Genomic DNA, 17,955 nt, shown 5'->3' with positions numbered 1-17,955 from the left:
CCCGAGGATGACGTCTATACAAGTGGCGTGGCTCCCTAATAGGGAAGCCCCACATAGTTCTCCGCAAGCGCGGTGGAAGCGGCGCGCGATTGAACGAGGTAGTCCAGTTCCGCTTCCTGAATGCGCTGGCCGAAATCTCCCGTATCGGGAAAGCGGTGCATCACCGTCGTCATCCACCATGAAAAGCGCACGGCCTTCCAGACGCGGGAAAGCGCTTTCTGCGAATAGCCGTCGATGCCGGCCTCGGAACGGTCGCGATAAAATTCGATCAGCGCCTCGCTCAGATAATGGACATCGCTGGCGGCGAGGTTGAGACCCTTCGCGCCCGTCGGCGGCACGATGTGGGCGGCGTCTCCGGCCAGAAACAGCCTTCCGAACCGCATCGGTTCACAGACGAAGGATCGGAGCGGCGCAATGGATTTTTCAAATGACGGGCCGGTGACCATCACATCCGCATGGTTTTCCGGCAGGCGACGACGGATTTCGTCCCAGAAACGCTCGTCGCTCCAGTCCTCCGGCCGGTCATCCAGCGAACACTGAATGTAATAGCGGCTGCGGGTGTGCGAGCGCATGGAACAGAGCGCAAAACCGCGCGGGTGGTTGGCATATATGAGTTCATGGTTGACGGGGGGCACCTCGGCCAGAATGCCGAGCCAGCCGAAAGGATAGACCTTCTCGAATTCCTTGATCGCGCTTTGAGGCACCGATTTGCGGCTCACCCCGTGGAAGCCGTCGCAGCCGGCGATGAAATCGCAATCGATCCGGTGGGTTACGCCGTCTTTCTGATAGGTGACATAGGGGCTGGCGCCATCGAAATCATGCGGTTCGACATTGCCGGCGTCGTAGATGGTCACAAGGTTTGCCGCTTCGCGGACATCCATCAGGTCATGGGTCACCTCGGTCTGGCCATAGACCATCACATGGCTGCCGCCGGTCAGGTCGAAGAGATCGATACGGTGGTCGCGGCCGTCGAAGGTCAGCGAAAATCCGTCATGCGGCAGGCCTTCCCGGTGCAGGCGCTTATCCGCGCCCACCTTTTCCATGAGCTGCACCGTGCCTTCTTCCAGCACGCCGGCGCGGACACGGCCGAGGATGTAATCCTTGCTGACCCGGTCGATGATGACGGTCTCGACGCCCTCTCTGGCGAGAAGCTGGCCAAGCAGAAGCCCTGAAGGGCCGGAGCCGATGATGACGACCTGGGTGCGCATTGTTTCCTCCCGAACTTGTCTCCTATCAAGAAATTGACCAAGGGATGCGGCAAGCTCAATGGACTTTCTGATCGGCAAATTGCACAATCCGACCATTGTGCGGAGGAGCAAAGGAACATGCGGCTTGCTGCGAGTGAGGGTTTGTATGGCGAAGAAGCGGTGCAAGGCACTGATTTTCGCTTTCATTGCGAGACGCTTTTTTCCAGAAGCAGCCTGCACCGCTTTGAAATCGGCCTGCACCGTCACGCTGCGTTTCAGCAAATCTTGTACATTTGGGGCGGTGAGGGCGATGCGCTGCTGGATGGCCGCGTCGAGGCGATCCGGCCGCCGGTCGCCATTGTCGTGCCGCCGGGGTTCGAACACGGCTTCCGGTTTTCACGCGATATTGGCGGGGTGATCGTTACCGTGCTGCCGGGCGCCCTGCCGGCTTCGGTGCAGGCGCTGCTGCTGCGGAATTTCCAGCGGCCTGTCCTTTTGCCGCTGCGGGATTTTGCCGATGGCGAACGCCTGCGCAACGGGTTCGAACAGATTTCCGCCGAATATGAAACACGCGAAACGGGCCGGGATGCCATTATCGAAGGTCAACTGGCCATCGTGACGGCGCTTCTGGCGCGGGCGGCGCGGCCGCTCCTGGAAGGAACCGGCGAAGGTCTGGCGGAACAGCGTTTCGAACTTTTGCTGTCACTGATTGCACGCCATATTCGCGAGCCGCAAAAGGCGGAGTTTTATGCGAAGAAGCTCGGTCTTTCCGAGACCCATCTCAACCGTCTGGTTCGCTCCGTTTCCGGCCTCAGCCTGCAGCGGCTGATCGCTAAGCGTCAGATCGAGATCGCCCAGCAGGAGCTGATCTTTACCGTTTCCAGCGTGCAGATGATTGCGGAGGGGCTGGGTTTTGCCGATCCGGCCTATTTCAACCGGTTCTTCAAGCGCGAGACCGGCATGACCCCGCGCGCCTGGCGGCTGGCGGAGCAACGGAAAATGGGGGATTCCGGCGCGCGGGAGGCGCCGCTTCAGACCAGCATTCTTGCCAGTTCCCGCTGAACGGCAAGGAGGGCGGGCAGGTATCGCTCCACGAGGTCTTCCATCGAGGCGACCGAGGCGGCGAGCCCGACATTGAGGGCGGCAACCGTCTGGCCGCGCATGGTTTTCAGCGGCACCGCGATGGAGCGAAGGCCTGTCTCGACCTCCTGATCGATCAGTGCATAACCGCGATGGCCGGTGGCCTCGATTTCGGCGAGCAGGGCGTCCATGGCAATAATGGTCTTTTCCGTGCGCGCCACCAGCCTCGAGGCTTCGAGAATGTCGCGCTGCCGCTCGGCCGTCTGCGCCGAAAGAAGTACCCGGCCCATGGAGGTGCAATAGGCGGGCAGGCGCGAACCCGGCATCAGCGCAATCGACATGACCCGCTGCTGCGCGGCGCGGGCGACATAAACGATCTCGGTCTCATCCAGAATGGAAACGGAGGTGCTCTGGCCGATCTCTTCGGAAAGTCGGTCGAGCAATGGCTGCACGATGCGCGGCAGCGGCATGGTGGCAAGACAGCCGGTGCCAAGCCGCAGCACCTTCGGCGTCACGGTAAAGAACTTGCCGTCATAAGCGGCATAACCGAGTTCCGAAAGCGTCAGCAGGCAGCGCCGCGTCGTGGCGCGGTCCAGCCCGGCGATCTCGGCGGCATCGGAAATTGACAGGCGCGGCCGCTCGGCGCTGAAGGCCTCGATCACCCGCAATCCCTTGGCGAGACCGCCCATCATGTCTCTTTCGCTGACGGCCATGTCGAGGCTCCATTTGTGCGATATACGAACAAAAATCATATAACGCACAAAATCCTTGCCGTCGAGCCGGTTTCGGATTTACCTCACGCTCAGGCAGCCTTGCGGGTTCCATCCGTCCGGCTGGATGGAGGTTTTAATGGACAAGACAATCAAGAGCGCGGAAGAGGCGCTTTCCGGCATCGGTGACGGTGCAACGATCATGATCGGTGGTTTCGGCGGCTCCGGTGCGCCCATCGAGCTGATCCATGCGCTGATCGACAGAGGCCCGAAGAACCTGACGGTCATCAACAACAATGCCGGCAACGGCCGCATCGGCATCGCCGCGATGATCGACGCCGGCATGGTCAGGAAGATGATCTGCTCCTTCCCGCGCTCTTCCGATCCGCGCGCTTTCACCGACCGGTATCTGGCCGGCGAAATCGAGCTGGAACTGGTGCCGCAGGGCACGCTTGCCGAGCGCATCCGCGCTGGCGGCGCGGGCATTCCGGCCTTCTACACCCCCACCGGCTTCGGCACGGAACTGGCCGAAGGCAAGGTGATCGCGGAATTCGACGGCCGCTCTTATGTGCAGGAACGCTGGCTGAAGGCGGATTTCGCCATCGTGAAAGCCGAGCTTGGCGATACCTATGGCAACCTCACCTACAACAAGGCGGGCCGCAATTTTAACCCGCTGATGTGCATGGCCGCAAAGACCACCATCGCGCAGGTCTCGAAGATCGTCGAAGCCGGTAAGATCGATCCGGAGCATGTCATCACGCCCGGCATTTTCGTGAACGGCGTCGTGGAAATCCCCGATCCGCAACAGGAAGAAGTTCTCATTCGTGCGGGAGTAGCCTACGCATGACCCAGACCATCGACACCCGCGAAGACATCAAGCTTTCCAACGCCCAGATCGCATGGCGCGCGGCGCAGGACATCGAGGATGGCGCTTACGTCAACCTCGGCATCGGCTTTCCGGAAATGGTGGCGCGTTATCAGCCGCCCGGCCGTCAGGCGATCTTCCATACCGAAAACGGCATCCTGAATTTCGGCGAAGCGCCGCCGGAAGGCGAAGAGGACTGGAACCTCATCAATGCCGGCAAGAAGGCCGTGACGCTGAAGCCGGGTGCGGCCTTCTTCCACCATGCCGACAGCTTCGCCATGGTGCGCGGCGGGCATCTGGATGTGGCGATCCTCGGGGCCTATCAGGTGGCGCAGAATGGCGATCTCGCCAATTGGCGCGTTGGCTCCAAGGGCGTACCGGCCGTCGGCGGCGCCATGGATCTGGTGCATGGTGCAAAGCAGGTCTTCGTCATCACCGAACATGTGACGAAGAACGGCGAACCGAAGCTCGTTGAAAAATGCGCTTTTCCGCTGACCGGCGTTGGCTGCATCACCCGCATTTATACCAGCCATGCTGTCATCGACGTGGTGGATGGCCGTTTCGTGCTGCGTGAAAAACTGCCGGCGATGACATTTGAGGAACTGCAGGCCATGACCGGCGCGCCCCTGGCGGTCGATGGCGAGGTTGCCGATCTCGTCGCCCCGGAACTTTGAGGAAAAACCGATGACCGATGCATTCATCTGCGACTATATCCGCACGCCCATCGGCCGCTTCGGCGGCGCGCTTTCTTCGGTGCGGGCCGACGATCTCGGGGCGGTGCCGCTGAAGGCGCTTGTCGAGCGCAACCCGTCCGTCGACTGGGAAGCCGTCGAGGATGTGATCTTCGGTTGCGCCAACCAGGCGGGCGAAGATAACCGCAACGTCGCACGCATGTCGCTGCTGCTCGCCGGCCTGCCGGTTTCGGTGACCGGAACGACGATCAACCGGCTGTGCGGTTCGGGCATGGATGCCCTCATCGCAGCCGCCCGCGCCGTGAAATCGGGCGAGGCGGAATTGATGATCGCTGGCGGCGTCGAAAGCATGAGCCGCGCGCCCTTCGTTCTGCCTAAGGCGGAGAGCGCCTTTTCGCGCAATGCCGAAATCTATGACACCACCATCGGCTGGCGTTTCGTCAACCCGCTGATGAAGGCGCAATATGGCGTCGATTCCATGCCGGAGACCGGCGATAACGTCGCCATTGACTATCAGGTCTCCCGTGAGGATCAGGACGCCTTCGCCGTTCGCAGCCAGCAGAAGGCGGCTGACGCGCAGGCCAATGGTCGCCTCGACAGGGAAATCGTGTCCGTGACCATCCCGCAGCGCAAGGGCGATCCGCTGGTGGTCTCGAAGGATGAACACCCGCGTGCGACCAGCCTTGAAGCGCTGGCGAAGCTGAAGCCGGTCAACAGGCGCGATGGCGCGACGGTGACGGCGGGCAATGCGTCCGGCGTCAATGACGGCGCGGCCGCACTCATCGTCGCATCGGCGGAGGCCGCGAAGAAATACGGTCTGACGCCGATTGCCCGCATTCTCGGCGGTGCCGCTGCCGGCGTGCCGCCGCGCGTCATGGGCATCGGCCCGGCCCCGGCCTCCGCGAAGCTGCTGGCCCGGCTCGGGCTGAAGCAGGAGCAGCTCGACGTAATCGAGCTGAACGAGGCTTTCGCCAGCCAGGGCCTTGCGACGCTAAGGCAGCTCGGCATTGCGGATGACGATGCGCGGGTGAATGCCAATGGCGGCGCCATCGCGCTCGGCCATCCACTCGGCATGTCCGGCGCGCGCATTGCCGGCACGGCGGCGCTCGAACTTTCGCTGACCGGCAAGCGTCTTGCCCTCGCCACTATGTGTATCGGCGTCGGGCAGGGTATCGCCGTGGCGCTGGAAAGGGTCTGATTGTCTGGCGGCATTCGACATCGCCAAAACGGTGCGAATGCCGCGGCCTCGATTTCTTCTTGAGCGACTTCTGCTCGTCCGGCACTCGGTTAGCGATTCTCTCGCCTTGGTACCTCCCTCATTCCTGTGCTTGTCACAGGAATCCAGTCCACGCGCGTCTGCGCGGCGCAAGGAGTCTTTTCAGCCCAAGGACTTGGGCTGGCTGGATCTCTGTGACAAGCATAGAGATGAGGGAGGCAACGGCATTTTAAATGCCGATCTCGCAAATTCGGCGCCTGCCTGATATTCACCTCCATGGCCTTCCCTGACGAAATCCTCCGGCATGCGTTGGATTCCATCATGATCCGTGACATGTTTTGCGAGATATGACAGGAATCTTTCCGTCTACGGGGTGCCCGCATGAAACGTCCGACCATCACAGATGTTGCGACAGCCGCCGGCGTCAGCGTCGCCACCGTCGACCGGGTGCTGAACGGTCGCCTGCCGGTGCGGGAGGAAACCTCCCGGCGGGTGTTCGAGGCGGCGGAGAAGATCGGTTTTCACGCCACCAACATCATTCGCCAGCGCATGCTGGCCGATATGCCGTCCTATAGTCTCGGCATCATCCTACGCAAGGAACGGCATGCCTTCTACCAAACCTTTGCCGACGAGCTGGAGCTTGCGGCGCGCAACGTCCGGGATCGCCATCTCAATCTGCGCATCGAATTTGCCCAGTCGGGCGAGCCGAGCGAGCTTGCGGCCCTTCTGGCGGGCATGAAGGGCCGCGTACAGGCCGCGGCGGCCACGGGGCCGGACCATCACGATGTCACCGCCGCCGTCGAGGCCCTGAAGGCGAAGGGTATTCCGACATTTTCGCTGCTTTCGGATTTCGCGCAGGGCGTGCGGGAAGCTTATCTCGGCGCCAACAACATGAAAGTCGGGCGCACGGCGGCCTGGATGATCTCGCGGCTGGCGCGCAGCAGGGGCAAGGTGCTTTTGCTGCTTGGCGGCCACCGTTTTCACGGTCATTCGCTGCGCGAAACCGGCTTTCGCAGCTATATGCGGGAATATGCGCCGGAATTCGAGGTGATGGATGCGCTAATCACGCTGGAAAACCGGCGGCTGACCTATGAGCTGGTGATGGACACCATCGCCAAGCACAAGGATCTGGTCGGCATCTATTGCATCGGTGGCGGCATGGAAGGCGTCATCGAGGCCCTGCAGCAGGAAAACCGGCAGGAAGCCATCGTCTGTCTTGTGAATGAACTGACGCCCGAATCCCGTCAGGCGCTGCTGGAAAAGCGTATCAGCGGCATATTCCAGACGCCGCTCCGTGAGTTATGCACGGACCTCATCGCCACCATGGTTCACAGCATCGAACATGGCATGGCGGAAACGCCGGGGCAGCGGTTTGTGCCCGCCCATCTGTGGGTTCCTGAGAGCCTTTGATGGCTTGATAGATTCTATCATAAATTCGGCGTCTCTTTCTATCAGCCTTGATGGTTTCGGCTGCCGCTGACCCGTTGACGCCGGGCCGGGACTGGGAAATCTTGCCTGCGTGTGGAGCGGGCAGGAGGCTGATCCACGATAATAACGATGTTTCGGATTGCTTCAGGCTGCGGACTTGTCTTCGCGGCGACGAGTACTTTTTGCCGGCAAACGGTGGCGGCGCGATGGGCGCTGAACCGTGCAGCCGGTTCTTTTCAAGGGTTTTGGAGGAGAACGACATGAAAAGACATTTCGCGATTGCAGCGCTCGCCACCATGCTGGCGACGACCGCCTCGGCGGAAACCATCGGCGTTTCGATGGCCCTGTTCGACGATAATTTCCTGACCGTGCTGCGCAACGGCATGATCGATTATTCCAAGGGCATGAGCGGCGTTTCGCTGCAGATCGAGGATGCGCAGAACGATGTCGGCAAGCAGTTGAGCCAGGTGCAGAACTTCGTCGCCGCCGGCGTCGACGCCATCATCGTCAACCCGGTGGATACGGATGCGACCGTGGCGCTTTCGCAGGCTGCCGCTGCCGCCGGCATTCCGCTCGTTTATGTCAACCGCCAGCCGGTCAACCTCGACAGCCTGCCGGAAAAACAGGCCTTCGTTGCCTCCGATGAAAAACAGTCCGGCACCCTGCAGACCCAGGAAGTCTGCCGCCTGCTGAAGGCCGCTGGCAAGGCGGAAGCGAAGGCGGTGGTGATGATGGGCGAGCTTTCCAACCAGGCGGCCCGTATGCGCACGCAGGATATCAAGGACGTGGTGGCGACGCCCGATTGCAGCTTCATCAAGCTTGTCGAGGAGCAATCCGCCAACTGGTCGCGCACGCAAGGCTCGGACCTGATGACCAACTGGCTTTCGGCCGGGGTGCAGTTCGATGCGGTGATTTCCAACAATGACGAAATGGCCATCGGCGCGATACAGTCGCTGAAGGCGGCCGGCCGGTCGATGGATGACGTCATCATCGCCGGCATCGACGCCACGCAGGACGCGCTGGCCGCCATGGCGGCGGGTGAGCTGGATGTGAGCGTTTTCCAGAATGCCGCCGGCCAGGGCAAGGGCGCGGTTGATACGGCGCTGAAACTGGCAAAGGGGGATGCGGTGGACAAGAAGGTTTTCGTACCCTTCGAATTGGTCACACCCGCAAACCTCAAGGACTATCAGGCCAAGAACTGAGACCGTTCGGGCCTGACAACGACGTGACAGACCGAAGACGCTGGAGGCGGGGGGAGGATATTCCGGCTTCAGCGATATCAGTGCGATTGAACCAGCGGAGGTTTTCCGCGGGAGGAAAGACTTTGAAAAACCTGTTGATGGCGACTGCGCTCTGCATTTTCGCAACGCCTGCCCTTGCCGAGACCCGTGTTGCGGTCTCCATGACATCGTTCGACAATCCGTTCCTGACGATTTTGCTGAACGGCATCAGGGCTGAGGCCGGGCGTGACAAGAACATCGAGCTTCTGGTGGAGGACGCCCAGCTCGATCCTTCGAAACAGCTCAATCAGGTGCAGAATTTCATCGCCAACGGTGTCGATGCGATCATCGTCAATGCCGTGGATGGCGATGCCACCTTGGCGATCACCAAGGCTGCATCCGCCGCAAAAATCCCGCTCGTCTATGTCAATCATCCGCCCGCCGAACTGGAAACCGGCCTGCCTGATGGCACGGCCTTCGTCGGCTCCAACGAACTCGATTCCGGCACGATGGAGGCGGAAGCCGCCTGCAAGCTGATGGGCGGCAAGGGCAAGGCCGTGATCCTGATGGGACCTTTGGAAAACCATGCGGCGCTGGTGCGCACCAAGGATGTGGAAACGGTGTTTGCCCGGCCGGACTGCAAGATCGAAATCCTCGAAAAGCAGACGGCGAACTGGAGCCGCACGCAGGCGCAGGACCTCGTTTCCTCCTGGCTGACGGCGGGCATCCAGTTCGATGCCGTCATCGCCAATAATGATGAAATGGCGATCGGCGCCGCGCAGGCGCTGAAGGCGGCGGGCGTTTCCATGAAGGATGTCGTCATCGCCGGCATCGACGCCACGCCGGACGGCCTTGCCGCCATGCAGGCCGGCGATCTCGACATTACCGTCTACCAGAATGCGACCAAGCAGGGCGAGGTCTCGGTTCAGACGGCGGTGAAGGCCGCTGCCGGGCAAGGCACCGAGAAGACGCTTTGGGTGCCCTTTGAACTCGTGACCCCGGAAAACATGTCCGCCTACGCCAAATAAGCGGGGGCTTCGACCCGGTCCATCTATTACTACACTGGAAACAGCCATGAAACATACGCTCGACCCCCACATGTTCCGACACCTTTCGCTGGCCGAGACCTGCCGCAAGGTTGCCGAACTCGGTTATGATTACGTCGAACTTTCACCCCGTCCGGATTTCCTCTCCTGGTGGACCCGGCCGAAGGTCTATCCCGAACGCGTCGCCGAATTCAAAAAGGCGCTGAAGGACCATGGTGTCGGCCTTGCGACGCTGCAGCCCATGTATCGCTGGGCAAGCCCCTATCCGGACGAATGGGAGGTGGCGATCGACAACTGGAAACGCGCCATCGAGATTGCGGTCGAAATGGAATGCCCGATGTTCGTTTCGGAATTCGGCCGCGGCGGCTCGCCGGATCGCAGCCTTAACGACCGTTCCGGCTTGCATCGCCCGGAAACCTGCGAAGCGCAGTTCTTCCGCGCCATGGATATTCTCGTGCCGATCCTTGAACGGGAAGGTCTGGTGCTGTCGCTGGAGGCCCATCCCGAAGACTGGATCGAGGAGATCGCGCCTGCCATCGACATTATCAAGACCATCAATTCCAAGGCGGTAAAGGCCTCCTTCATCGCGCCGCACACGTTCTTCTACGGGCCGGACATGGTGGCGAACCTGCGTGCGACCGAGGGCCATCTGGTGCATGTGCGCCTTGCCGATACCTATGACCACAACAAGTCGTCGCAGCTGCGCTACATCGTCAATCCCCCCGGTTCCAAGGTCAGGGTGCACCAGCACACCGATTTCGGCCAGGGCGAGATCGACTGGGAAACCTTCTTTGCGACGCTCGCCGACATGAAATTCGACGGTGTGCTCTCAAACTGCGTGTTTGCCTGGGAAGACCGTGTCGATGAAAGCGCGCGGTTCATGCTCAGCGAAACCCGGCGATACGTCGCCAAATACTGGAAATGAGGTTTTTCAAATGACTGTCAGAATTGGTGTCATCGGCACCGGCGCAATCGGGCGTGATCATGCCCGCCGTATCAACAAGGTTCTGGGCGGCGCGAAGATCGTTGCGCTGAGCGACGTCAACCGCGCCTCCGCCGAGGCGGTCAAAAACGACATCGCCCCGGATGCCGTCGTTTTCGCCACCGGTGAAGAGCTGATCGCATCGCCGGATGTGGATGCCGTGCTCGTCACCTCCTGGGGCGCAACCCATGAGCAATATGTGCTGGCGGCCATCGCCGCCGGCAAGCCGTGCTTTTGCGAAAAGCCGCTCGCAACAACGGCGGAAGGCGCAAGACGCATCGTCGACGCCGAGGTGGCGCATGGCAGGCGGCTGGTTCAGGTGGGCTTCATGCGCCGATATGACGCCGGTTACGTGGCGCTGAAACAGGCCGTCGATAGCAGGATCGGCGCGCCGATCATGGTGCACGCCGCCCACCGCAACCCGGCGGTTCCAGAGCAATATGTCACCCCGATGGCGATCCATGACACGATGATCCATGAGATCGACGTGCTGCGCTGGCTGCTTGACGATGACTATGTTTCGGCGCGGGTTCTCTTTCCCCGTTCGGCGGCCAGAAGCCATGCGCGGCTGAAGGACCCGCAGATCGTCATTCTGGAGACGGCGAAGGGCACGATCATCGACGTCGAAATCTTCGTCAATTGCCATTATGGCTACGATATCCAGTGCCAGGTGGTGGGCGAGGATGGCATTGCCAGCCTGCCGGAGCCGATGTCGGTGCAGACCCGCCTCGGCGCCAAGCTGCAGAACGATATCCTCACCGACTGGAAAGACCGCTTCATCGCCAGCTACGATGTGGAATTGCAGGACTTCATCCATGCGGCGGCGAAGGGCACGGCATCGGGACCTAACTCCTGGGACGGCTACGTGGCCGCCATCACCTCCGACGCCTGCGTAGCCGCGCAGGAAACGGACGGGGCAGCAGTTGAAATCAAGCTTCCCGCCCGTCCCGCCCTTTATCAGTGAGGTCTTTCATGCGTTTTGCCATCAACCACATCACCGCGCCCAAGCTTTCCCTTGAGGCGTTCTTTGCGACGGCCCGTGAGCTCGGCCTTACCGAAGTCGAAATCCGCAACGACCTGCCTGATATCGTCGGCACGGTGGATCCGGCCGAGGTAAAGGCGGCGGCCGAAAAGGCCGGTGTGACGATTATCTCGATCAATGCGCTTTATCCCTTCAACGTCTGGTCGGGCGACCTGCCTGCGCGGGCCGTCGCCATGGCCGATTATGCGGCGGCAAGCGGCGCGAAAGCGCTGGTGATGTGCCCGCTCAACGACGGTACGCCGGTGTCCTTTGACGATCTCGTCACGGCGCTGAAGGCCATGAAGCCGATCCTTAAGGAACGCGGCCTGATCGGCTTCGTCGAGCCGCTCGGTTTCCCGGTCTCTTCGCTGCGCACCAAGGCCGAAGCGATCAGGGCCATCGATGCGGCCGGTGGCGGCGATGTCTACAGGCTGGTGCACGACACCTTCCACCACCATCTCGCAGGCGAGACGGAGTTCTTCCCGGAGCGGACGGGGCTGGTCCACATTTCCGGCGTGATCGATCCTGCCGTCTCCGTAGCCGACATGCTCGACGCCCACCGCGTTCTGGTGGATGGCGAGGACCGGCTGGAGAATATCGCCCAGATCAGGACGCTCGAGGCGGCCGGTTACAGGGGACCTTACAGCTTCGAACCCTTTGCGACGGAAGTGCACGAGCTGAAAGACCCCGCCGCTGCCGTAAAGAGCAGCATCGACCATATCTCCCAGGCGCTCTGACCGCCTTGCCGCCCGCGGTTCGCTGCGGGCGGCGTTTCTTGCGGGGGATTAAAAACCCAGAGAAATCAATTCCGCATTTACGGATGATGCTGTAGTCTTCGAGCGACGAGAGAGCAGCAAACAGGCACGGGTATTCTTCAGATCGACTGCGTGAGGCAGGCTTTCTGCCCGCACCGTCCGAAGTAGAGTGGTTGAATTTCCCCTTTATGAAAATAGACAGGAAAACGACGCTTAAGGACGTGGCGCGGGAGGCGAATGTTTCGCTGAGCACGGCTTCGCACGCCATCAACGGCACCGCACCCTTGACCACGCAGGTGCGCGAGCGGGTGCTGGAGGCGGCACGCACGCTCGGTTATCTCGAAAACCGGCGACAGAAGGCGACGATCGCCACTTTGCGCGTCGTGCTTCTGGCCATGACCAATGACGCAGCTCCGCAGAGCGATCTCAACATGGTCAGCTGGACGATGCTGAACGGCTTCAGGCGCGAATGCGAGCGGCGCGGCATTCGCATCGTTCCCTATGTCAGCACAACGAGCCGGCTCGACCCGGTTGCGGTGGCGGCGGCGGCGGATGCCGACAATGTCGACGGTATCGTGATCCTGAACGATGACAGGCCGCAACTGGTCGAGGCGCTGTCTGCGCTTTCGCGGCCGGTGGTGCTGATCAATGGCGAGGACCCGGCCATGATTGTCGATACGGTGACGGCCGAGAACCGTTTTGGCGCGCGGCTCGGCATCGAACATCTGCTGTCGCTCGGGCATCGCAATATTCTGCATATCACCTGGAAAGGGCGCACGACGATCCGCCGCCGATATGACGGCTATAGCGACGCGTATCTCGCGGCGGGTCTCACTGTTCCCGCCGATATGGTCATCGAGGTGGAGAGCTACGAGCCGGAATGGGGCGAGGCCGCCACCCGTCGACTGCTGGCCGAGGAAAAACCGCTCAGAAACGCCACGGCGATTTTCTGCGCCGCCGATAATCTGGCGCTCGGTTGCCTGAAGGCCTTGACCGAGGCCGGAATCCGGGTGCCGGACGATGTTTCGGTATTGGGGTTTGACGATATCATGCCGGCGGCCTTCAGTGCGCCGCCGCTCAGCACCATCCAGTTGCCCGCCGACAGGCTGGGCGGCGCGGCGCTCGCGCTGCTGGAGCAGCGGCTTGTGGCGGCCGATCCCACCCGCCCGGCGCACCGGCTGGAACTCGGTTGTCGCCTTGTGCTGAGGGGCAGCATCGCGCCGCCCCCCAAATGATTTGTCGTTTTATTTCATCCCCGTGCCGGCAATGCCTGTCGTGATGTAACGCTGCAGGAACAGGAACACGACGGTGACTGGCGCCAGGCTGAGGAAGGTCATGGCGAGGATATAGTGCCATTGCACCGAGAACTCGCCCTGGAAGGCGTTCAGCCCCACCTGCAGTGTGAAGTTTTCACGGCTGCTGAGAACGATCAGCGGCCAGAGGAAGTCGTTCCAGCGCCAGAGCACCGAGAAGATGGCTAGAACCGCAAGCGCCGGCGCCGTCAGCGGCAGGATGATGCGCCAGAAGATACGGAATTCGCTTGCCGCATCGACGCGGGCCGCCTCGATCAGCTCATCGGGAATGGTCAGCATATATTGCCGCAGCAGGAACACGCCGGTCGGCGTCGCAACCGTCGGGATGATGACACCCCAGAGATTGTCGACGAGGCCGACGCCGACGATGACCAGATAGGCCGGCACCATGACGACGGTGAGCGGGATCATCAGGGTGGAGATGATCAGCACGAAGATCGCCTTCTCGCCGCGGAAGCGGTATTTCGACAGCGCAAAGGCGGCCATGGCATTGACGATCAGCGTCAGGACGGTTGCGACGAAGGTGACGAAGACCGAGTTCTTGAGGAAGGTTAAAAAGCTGAACCGGGTGAGCGGATCGGTGAAGTTCTCCGTCGCGATGGTCAGCTTCTGGACGGGCGTTATTTCCCGCGTGTCGACGCTGACGGGCGGGCCTGGATTGGCGGGATCGACCATCTGCGCTTTCAGCCCGATGCGGCGGACCATGGCCAGTTCCCGCTCCATGCCGTCGATGGGGGCTTTCCACAGGCTGAGAGGTTTGTCGTAACCCCGCACGTCCACCTGCACGGCGGCGCGCGGCAGAAGGCTCGGCGGAAACCGGGTGATTTCGGCCTCCGGTTTCAGCGATGACATGGCGGCCCAGACGACCGGGATGAGGACGGCGAGCGTGCCACCGATGAGCCAGACCCATGACAGGATATCGGTGAGGCCGATCCGGCCGGGGCGGCGGGTGCGCGTGAGGAAGGAGATGGCGTTGGACATGGTCAGGACTCCATCTTTTTGCCGAGGCGCAGTTGCACGAGCGTCAGCGCGAGAAGCACAAGGCCCATCAGAACCGATGCGGCGGACGCAAGGCCGAACAGCCTCAGATCGCTGCCGAAGGCCATCTGGTAGATATATTGCACCACGAATGTATTGGCCGTGCCCGGCCCGCCGCCATTGGTCAGAACCCATGCCTCGTCAAATATTTGCACCGAGCGGATCATCAGGAGGATGAGCACGACGAGCAGGTTGGGTCCGAGCAGCGGCAGGGTGATGCGGAAAAGCGTGCGCCGGGGCGAGGCGGCATCGATGGCGGCCGCTTCATAGAGGTCCTTCGGGATGGCCTGAAGGCCGGCAAGCAGGATCAGCGTATAAAAGCCCATGTGGAACCAGACCGAGACCACCACGACGAAGAAACGCGACCAGCCGACATCCAGCAGGAAGATTTCCGGCGGCACGCCGAGCATCTGGAAAAAGGCGTTGAGCAGGCCGTTGCGGTCGAGGAACCATTTCCAGATGAGGCCGATGACGACGGGCGACAGCAGGACCGGATAAAAGAACATGGCGCGGAAGAAACCGCGCGCGGCAATCGCCCGGTTAAGGATGAGGGCGGTGATGAGCGCGACCAGCAGCGTGGCGACGACGTTGAAGCCGACGAACCACAGCGTGTTCCAGATCGCGGTCCAGAACAGCGATTCCCGGCAGCTTCCAGGGTCCATGTAGCTCTGGCAATCCAGCAGCTTGCCGAAATTTTCCAGCCCGACGAAGGGGCGGTCGGTAATGAGAAGTTCGGTGCCGCCGGTGAAGGCGTAACCGACGGCAATGGCAATCGGCAGGAAGGTGAAGATACCGAAGAGAACGAGGTTCGGCATCAGGAAAATATAGGGCATGCGCCTTTTGCCGATCAGCCGCTCGATGAAGTTGAGCGGCACTTCGGCAATCGCCATCACGGCATCGAGCGCACGGTCGGACAGTCTCGCAAGCGTCGGATTGGCCATGCTAAACCCTCCCTTCGCTGTTCAGGCGCGGCAACGCCAGTTCGGTGGCGGGATCGAAGACATGCACCTTTTCCCGCGCCGGCATGATCCTCAGCACCGAGCCGGAAGCCGGGGCGAAATGGCCCGCCTGATGCACGATGATCTGCTCTTTCTCGCCCTGAAGGTTGCCGTAGAGATAGGTCTCGGTGCCGAGGCTTTCGTGATACTGCACCTCGAAGGGCAGGCCGGCATCCGCGATGGTGAAATGCGAAGGGCGGATGCCCGCGAGAACGGCCTGCCCGGGGCTGACGGCTGCCGGATCGACAAGGCAGGGCAGTGACACACCGTAGCCGGCGTCGATGGCGATGCTACCGTCGCTGCCCTTGGCGATGTTGCCCTTCAGCATGTTCATGCGCGGCGAGCCGAGGAAACCGGCGACGAAGAGATTGCGCGGATTGTCGAAAAGCTCGAGTGGGCTGCCCACCTGCTCGATGCGCCCGGCGCGCAGCACCACGATCTTGTCGGCCATGGTCATGGCTTCCACCTGATCGTGAGTGACATAGATCATCGTCGTCTTGATATCGCGATGCAGGCGGGTGATTTCGGCACGCGTCTGCACGCGCAGCGCCGCATCGAGGTTGGAAAGCGGCTCATCGAACAGGAAGATATCCGGTTCGCGCACGATGGCGCGACCGATGGCGACGCGCTGGCGCTGACCGCCGGAAAGCTGTTTCGGCTTGCGGTCGAGATAGGGCTCGATGGCCAGCATCCGCGCCGCCTCGTTGATGCGGCTTTCGATTTCCGCCCGCTTGAAACGGAGGTTTTCCAGACCGAAGGCAAGGTTCTTGCGCACGCTCATATGCGGATAAAGCGCGTAGGACTGGAAGACCATGGCGATCTTGCGCTCGGCCGGGGACAGCGCGCTGACATCGCGCCCGCCAATGCCGATGGTGCCGGAGGTGACGTCCTCGAGACCGGCGATGATGCGCAGCAGCGTCGATTTTCCGCAGCCCGAGGGGCCGACGAAGACGACAAATTCGCCGTTCTCGATCTGAAGATCGATGTCATGCAGCACATGAACGGCGCCGAACGCCTTGTTGAGGTTTTCGAGTTTCAGACTTCCCATCACCTGCTCCCTTCGGGCAAGTTCGTCGTCGCGACGATCTCTTGGCTGTTCCAGCCCTCGGGCAAGGGCGTCGTTCTTTTGATGGCGACATCGCGGGCCGCAAATCCTTCCACGCCGGCAAGATAGACCGCAGGCATTCCGCCGGGATAATCCTCCATTCCGACGATCCTGCCCTCAGCATCCTGCGTCCAGGCGTTGGCGCGGCCGGCGGCATGGGGGCTTGGCGCAATATCCGCATTGGTTGGGCGCAGATCGTATTGCAGGCCGGTGCCGAGCTTGCCGGGCTGCTGCGACAGCGTGATGCGTTCCAGCCGGACATTGTGAATGCCGGCCTTCGATATGGCGACGAGGTTGATCGCGCCTTCCATCGAACCGCTTAAGTCTTCCACGACCAGATTGTCGACGCTGCCGGCCTGACGCTCGGGGCGGCGGTCGACGACGGTGACGGTGACCGCTTCGCCCGAACCCCAAAAGCCGCCCGGCGTTTCGTGGCATTCGGTCTCGATCCTTGAAAAGCGGATGTTGCGCATCGCGCCGCCATCGCGGGAAAACAGGCCGACGCCTCGATTGGACTGGACGATTTTGCAATCCTCGAACACGACATCGGTGAAATCGCCGAAGGATTCCGTGCCGAGCTTCAGCGCGCAGCTCATGCTGGAAACGGTGCAGCGGCGAACGGTGATATTGGCGCAGGCTCCAACGGCCTTGCCGTCCGGCCCGGCGCTGGTCTTCAGGCAAATGCCGTCATCGGCGGTCGAGATGAAGCAATCCTCGATCAGGGCGCGCCGGCAGGCATCGAGCACAATGCCGTCGGTATTCGGCAGGCGGCGGTCGTTTTCGATGCGCAGATTGCGGAAATGAAGGTCTTCGCAATCGACCATGTGCAGCGTCCACATTGGCGAGCCACTGACGGACAGGTTTTCAAGGCGCACGTTGCGGCAGCTTTCCAGCACCATCACGCGCGGACGTTTTTTCGCCGGGACATAGGTGCCCATGGCCTTGTCGTCGCCGACGATGAAGTTTTCACCGCCGGCCTCGATGCGGCCGGGACCGGTGACGGCGATATTGCTTGCGCCGCTCGCGATGATCATGCCGCGATCGGAGTCTTCGGCAATCACCGAAACCCGGGTAAGGGCATAGGCGTCGTAATCGGAAACGGGGGCAAGCACCGCATCTTCGACAAGGTGCAGTTCCACGCCGCTTTTGAGATGGAGGCCGGCGCTGACGTGACGCCCGGCCGACAGAGACACGCGCCCGCCGCCTGCGGCTGACACTGTGTCGATAGCCTGCTGGATGGCTGCCGTGGCATCGAGGCCACCTGCCGCGACTGCGATGTCCTGACTGATGTTCATGATG

The 17,955-nt window shown here is 61.6% G+C and carries 17 protein-coding genes; 11 read left to right on the top strand and 6 right to left on the bottom strand.

Going from position 1 to position 17,955, the window contains the following annotated elements:
* Positions 1-35: 35 nt before the first annotated feature.
* On the bottom strand, positions 36-1,208 hold the full coding sequence (gene pobA, locus ACQZ5K_RS22775; protein WP_448741497.1) for a 4-hydroxybenzoate 3-monooxygenase: 1,173 nt from the start codon (positions 1,206-1,208) through the stop codon (positions 36-38).
* 117 nt (positions 1,209-1,325) lie between these two features.
* Between pobA and ACQZ5K_RS22770 the strand changes: the two genes are divergently transcribed.
* Positions 1,326-2,249: a helix-turn-helix domain-containing protein gene (locus tag ACQZ5K_RS22770; protein ID WP_448741496.1), complete on the top strand. Its 924-nt coding sequence runs from the start codon at positions 1,326-1,328 to the stop codon at positions 2,247-2,249.
* Here ACQZ5K_RS22770 and ACQZ5K_RS22765 read toward each other — a convergent pair.
* On the bottom strand, positions 2,219-2,980 hold the full coding sequence (locus tag ACQZ5K_RS22765) for an IclR family transcriptional regulator (RefSeq protein ID WP_448741495.1): 762 nt from the start codon (positions 2,978-2,980) through the stop codon (positions 2,219-2,221). The genes ACQZ5K_RS22770 and ACQZ5K_RS22765 overlap by 31 nt on opposite strands.
* Before the next feature lie 136 nt (positions 2,981-3,116).
* Here ACQZ5K_RS22765 and ACQZ5K_RS22760 point away from each other — a divergent pair, with 136 nt between their 5' ends.
* The 10 genes from ACQZ5K_RS22760 to ACQZ5K_RS22715 all read left to right on the top strand — a co-directional run bounded on the left by ACQZ5K_RS22760 (position 3,117) and on the right by ACQZ5K_RS22715 (position 13,437).
* Complete coding sequence (locus ACQZ5K_RS22760; protein ID WP_448741494.1) at positions 3,117-3,824, top strand: 3-oxoacid CoA-transferase subunit A; 708 nt, start codon at positions 3,117-3,119, stop codon at positions 3,822-3,824.
* Positions 3,821-4,516: a CoA transferase subunit B gene (locus ACQZ5K_RS22755; RefSeq protein ID WP_448741493.1), complete on the top strand. Its 696-nt coding sequence runs from the start codon at positions 3,821-3,823 to the stop codon at positions 4,514-4,516. The genes ACQZ5K_RS22760 and ACQZ5K_RS22755 overlap by 4 nt, the downstream gene beginning before the upstream one ends.
* Positions 4,517-4,526: 10 nt before the next feature.
* The gene (pcaF, locus tag ACQZ5K_RS22750; protein ID WP_078053168.1) at positions 4,527-5,732 is read left to right on the top strand and encodes a 3-oxoadipyl-CoA thiolase; all 1,206 of its coding nucleotides are present in this window, start codon (positions 4,527-4,529) and stop codon (positions 5,730-5,732) included.
* A gap of 399 nt (positions 5,733-6,131) precedes the next feature.
* The gene (locus tag ACQZ5K_RS22745) at positions 6,132-7,160 is read left to right on the top strand and encodes a LacI family DNA-binding transcriptional regulator (protein ID WP_448741492.1); all 1,029 of its coding nucleotides are present in this window, start codon (positions 6,132-6,134) and stop codon (positions 7,158-7,160) included.
* Positions 7,161-7,438: 278 nt separating this feature from the next.
* Complete coding sequence (locus tag ACQZ5K_RS22740; protein WP_080857939.1) at positions 7,439-8,380, top strand: sugar ABC transporter substrate-binding protein; 942 nt, start codon at positions 7,439-7,441, stop codon at positions 8,378-8,380.
* 137 nt (positions 8,381-8,517) lie between these two features.
* Positions 8,518-9,426 carry a sugar ABC transporter substrate-binding protein gene (locus tag ACQZ5K_RS22735; RefSeq protein ID WP_448741517.1) on the top strand — a complete coding sequence of 303 codons (909 nt, stop codon included), beginning with the start codon at positions 8,518-8,520 and terminating at the stop codon, positions 9,424-9,426.
* A 46-nt stretch (positions 9,427-9,472) separates the two neighbouring features.
* Entirely contained in the window at positions 9,473-10,369 is an 897-nt protein-coding gene (locus ACQZ5K_RS22730; RefSeq protein WP_003519788.1) for a sugar phosphate isomerase/epimerase family protein, read from the top strand.
* Positions 10,370-10,379: 10 nt separating this feature from the next.
* Positions 10,380-11,390, top strand: coding sequence for a Gfo/Idh/MocA family protein (locus tag ACQZ5K_RS22725; protein ID WP_448741491.1), 1,011 nt, complete (start codon positions 10,380-10,382; stop codon positions 11,388-11,390).
* A gap of 8 nt (positions 11,391-11,398) precedes the next feature.
* Positions 11,399-12,184 carry a TIM barrel protein gene (locus tag ACQZ5K_RS22720; RefSeq protein WP_448741490.1) on the top strand — a complete coding sequence of 262 codons (786 nt, stop codon included), beginning with the start codon at positions 11,399-11,401 and terminating at the stop codon, positions 12,182-12,184.
* 206 nt (positions 12,185-12,390) lie between these two features.
* A complete protein-coding gene (locus tag ACQZ5K_RS22715) occupies positions 12,391-13,437 on the top strand; it encodes a LacI family DNA-binding transcriptional regulator (protein ID WP_448741489.1) in 1,047 nt (348 codons plus the stop codon).
* Positions 13,438-13,446: 9 nt separating this feature from the next.
* Here ACQZ5K_RS22715 and ACQZ5K_RS22710 read toward each other — a convergent pair whose 3' ends face one another.
* Genes ACQZ5K_RS22710 through pglB form a run of 4 tightly spaced genes read right to left on the bottom strand, consistent with a single transcriptional unit; the run spans position 13,447 to position 17,951 of the window.
* Complete coding sequence (locus ACQZ5K_RS22710; protein ID WP_448741488.1) at positions 13,447-14,496, bottom strand: carbohydrate ABC transporter permease; 1,050 nt, start codon at positions 14,494-14,496, stop codon at positions 13,447-13,449.
* 2 nt (positions 14,497-14,498) lie between these two features.
* Positions 14,499-15,494: a carbohydrate ABC transporter permease gene (locus tag ACQZ5K_RS22705; protein ID WP_020808843.1), complete on the bottom strand. Its 996-nt coding sequence runs from the start codon at positions 15,492-15,494 to the stop codon at positions 14,499-14,501.
* Position 15,495: 1 nt separating this feature from the next.
* Positions 15,496-16,599: an ABC transporter ATP-binding protein gene (locus ACQZ5K_RS22700; protein ID WP_448741487.1), complete on the bottom strand. Its 1,104-nt coding sequence runs from the start codon at positions 16,597-16,599 to the stop codon at positions 15,496-15,498.
* Positions 16,599-17,951: a polygalacturonase PglB gene (pglB, locus tag ACQZ5K_RS22695; protein ID WP_448741486.1), complete on the bottom strand. Its 1,353-nt coding sequence runs from the start codon at positions 17,949-17,951 to the stop codon at positions 16,599-16,601. The genes ACQZ5K_RS22700 and pglB overlap by 1 nt, the downstream gene beginning before the upstream one ends.
* Between the last annotated feature and the right edge of the window lie 4 nt (positions 17,952-17,955).

It is taken from the genome of Agrobacterium sp. 22-226-1 (assembly GCF_053522345.1).
Note: the sequence above shows the minus strand (reverse complement) of the source record. Positions and strands in the feature narration are given on the sequence as shown.

Bases quoted from the DNA above. Each gene is read 5' to 3' on its own strand.
- ACQZ5K_RS22765 (WP_448741495.1), bottom strand. From the start codon at position 2,980: ATGGCCGTCAGCGAAAGAGACATGATGGGCGGTCTCGCCAAGGGATTG.
- ACQZ5K_RS22760 (WP_448741494.1), top strand. From the start codon at position 3,117: ATGGACAAGACAATCAAGAGCGCGGAAGAGGCGCTTTCCGGCATCGGT.
- ACQZ5K_RS22740 (WP_080857939.1), top strand. From the start codon at position 7,439: ATGAAAAGACATTTCGCGATTGCAGCGCTCGCCACCATGCTGGCGACG.
- ACQZ5K_RS22735 (WP_448741517.1), top strand. From the start codon at position 8,518: ATGGCGACTGCGCTCTGCATTTTCGCAACGCCTGCCCTTGCCGAGACC.
- pobA (WP_448741497.1), bottom strand. From the start codon at position 1,208: ATGCGCACCCAGGTCGTCATCATCGGCTCCGGCCCTTCAGGGCTTCTG.
- ACQZ5K_RS22725 (WP_448741491.1), top strand. From the start codon at position 10,380: ATGACTGTCAGAATTGGTGTCATCGGCACCGGCGCAATCGGGCGTGAT.
- ACQZ5K_RS22710 (WP_448741488.1), bottom strand. From the start codon at position 14,496: ATGTCCAACGCCATCTCCTTCCTCACGCGCACCCGCCGCCCCGGCCGG.
- ACQZ5K_RS22755 (WP_448741493.1), top strand. From the start codon at position 3,821: ATGACCCAGACCATCGACACCCGCGAAGACATCAAGCTTTCCAACGCC.
- ACQZ5K_RS22745 (WP_448741492.1), top strand. From the start codon at position 6,132: ATGAAACGTCCGACCATCACAGATGTTGCGACAGCCGCCGGCGTCAGC.
- ACQZ5K_RS22715 (WP_448741489.1), top strand. From the start codon at position 12,391: ATGAAAATAGACAGGAAAACGACGCTTAAGGACGTGGCGCGGGAGGCG.
- ACQZ5K_RS22720 (WP_448741490.1), top strand. From the start codon at position 11,399: ATGCGTTTTGCCATCAACCACATCACCGCGCCCAAGCTTTCCCTTGAG.
- ACQZ5K_RS22730 (WP_003519788.1), top strand. From the start codon at position 9,473: ATGAAACATACGCTCGACCCCCACATGTTCCGACACCTTTCGCTGGCC.
- pcaF (WP_078053168.1), top strand. From the start codon at position 4,527: ATGACCGATGCATTCATCTGCGACTATATCCGCACGCCCATCGGCCGC.
- pglB (WP_448741486.1), bottom strand. From the start codon at position 17,951: ATGAACATCAGTCAGGACATCGCAGTCGCGGCAGGTGGCCTCGATGCC.
- ACQZ5K_RS22700 (WP_448741487.1), bottom strand. From the start codon at position 16,599: ATGGGAAGTCTGAAACTCGAAAACCTCAACAAGGCGTTCGGCGCCGTT.
- ACQZ5K_RS22705 (WP_020808843.1), bottom strand. From the start codon at position 15,494: ATGGCCAATCCGACGCTTGCGAGACTGTCCGACCGTGCGCTCGATGCC.
- ACQZ5K_RS22770 (WP_448741496.1), top strand. From the start codon at position 1,326: ATGCGGCTTGCTGCGAGTGAGGGTTTGTATGGCGAAGAAGCGGTGCAA.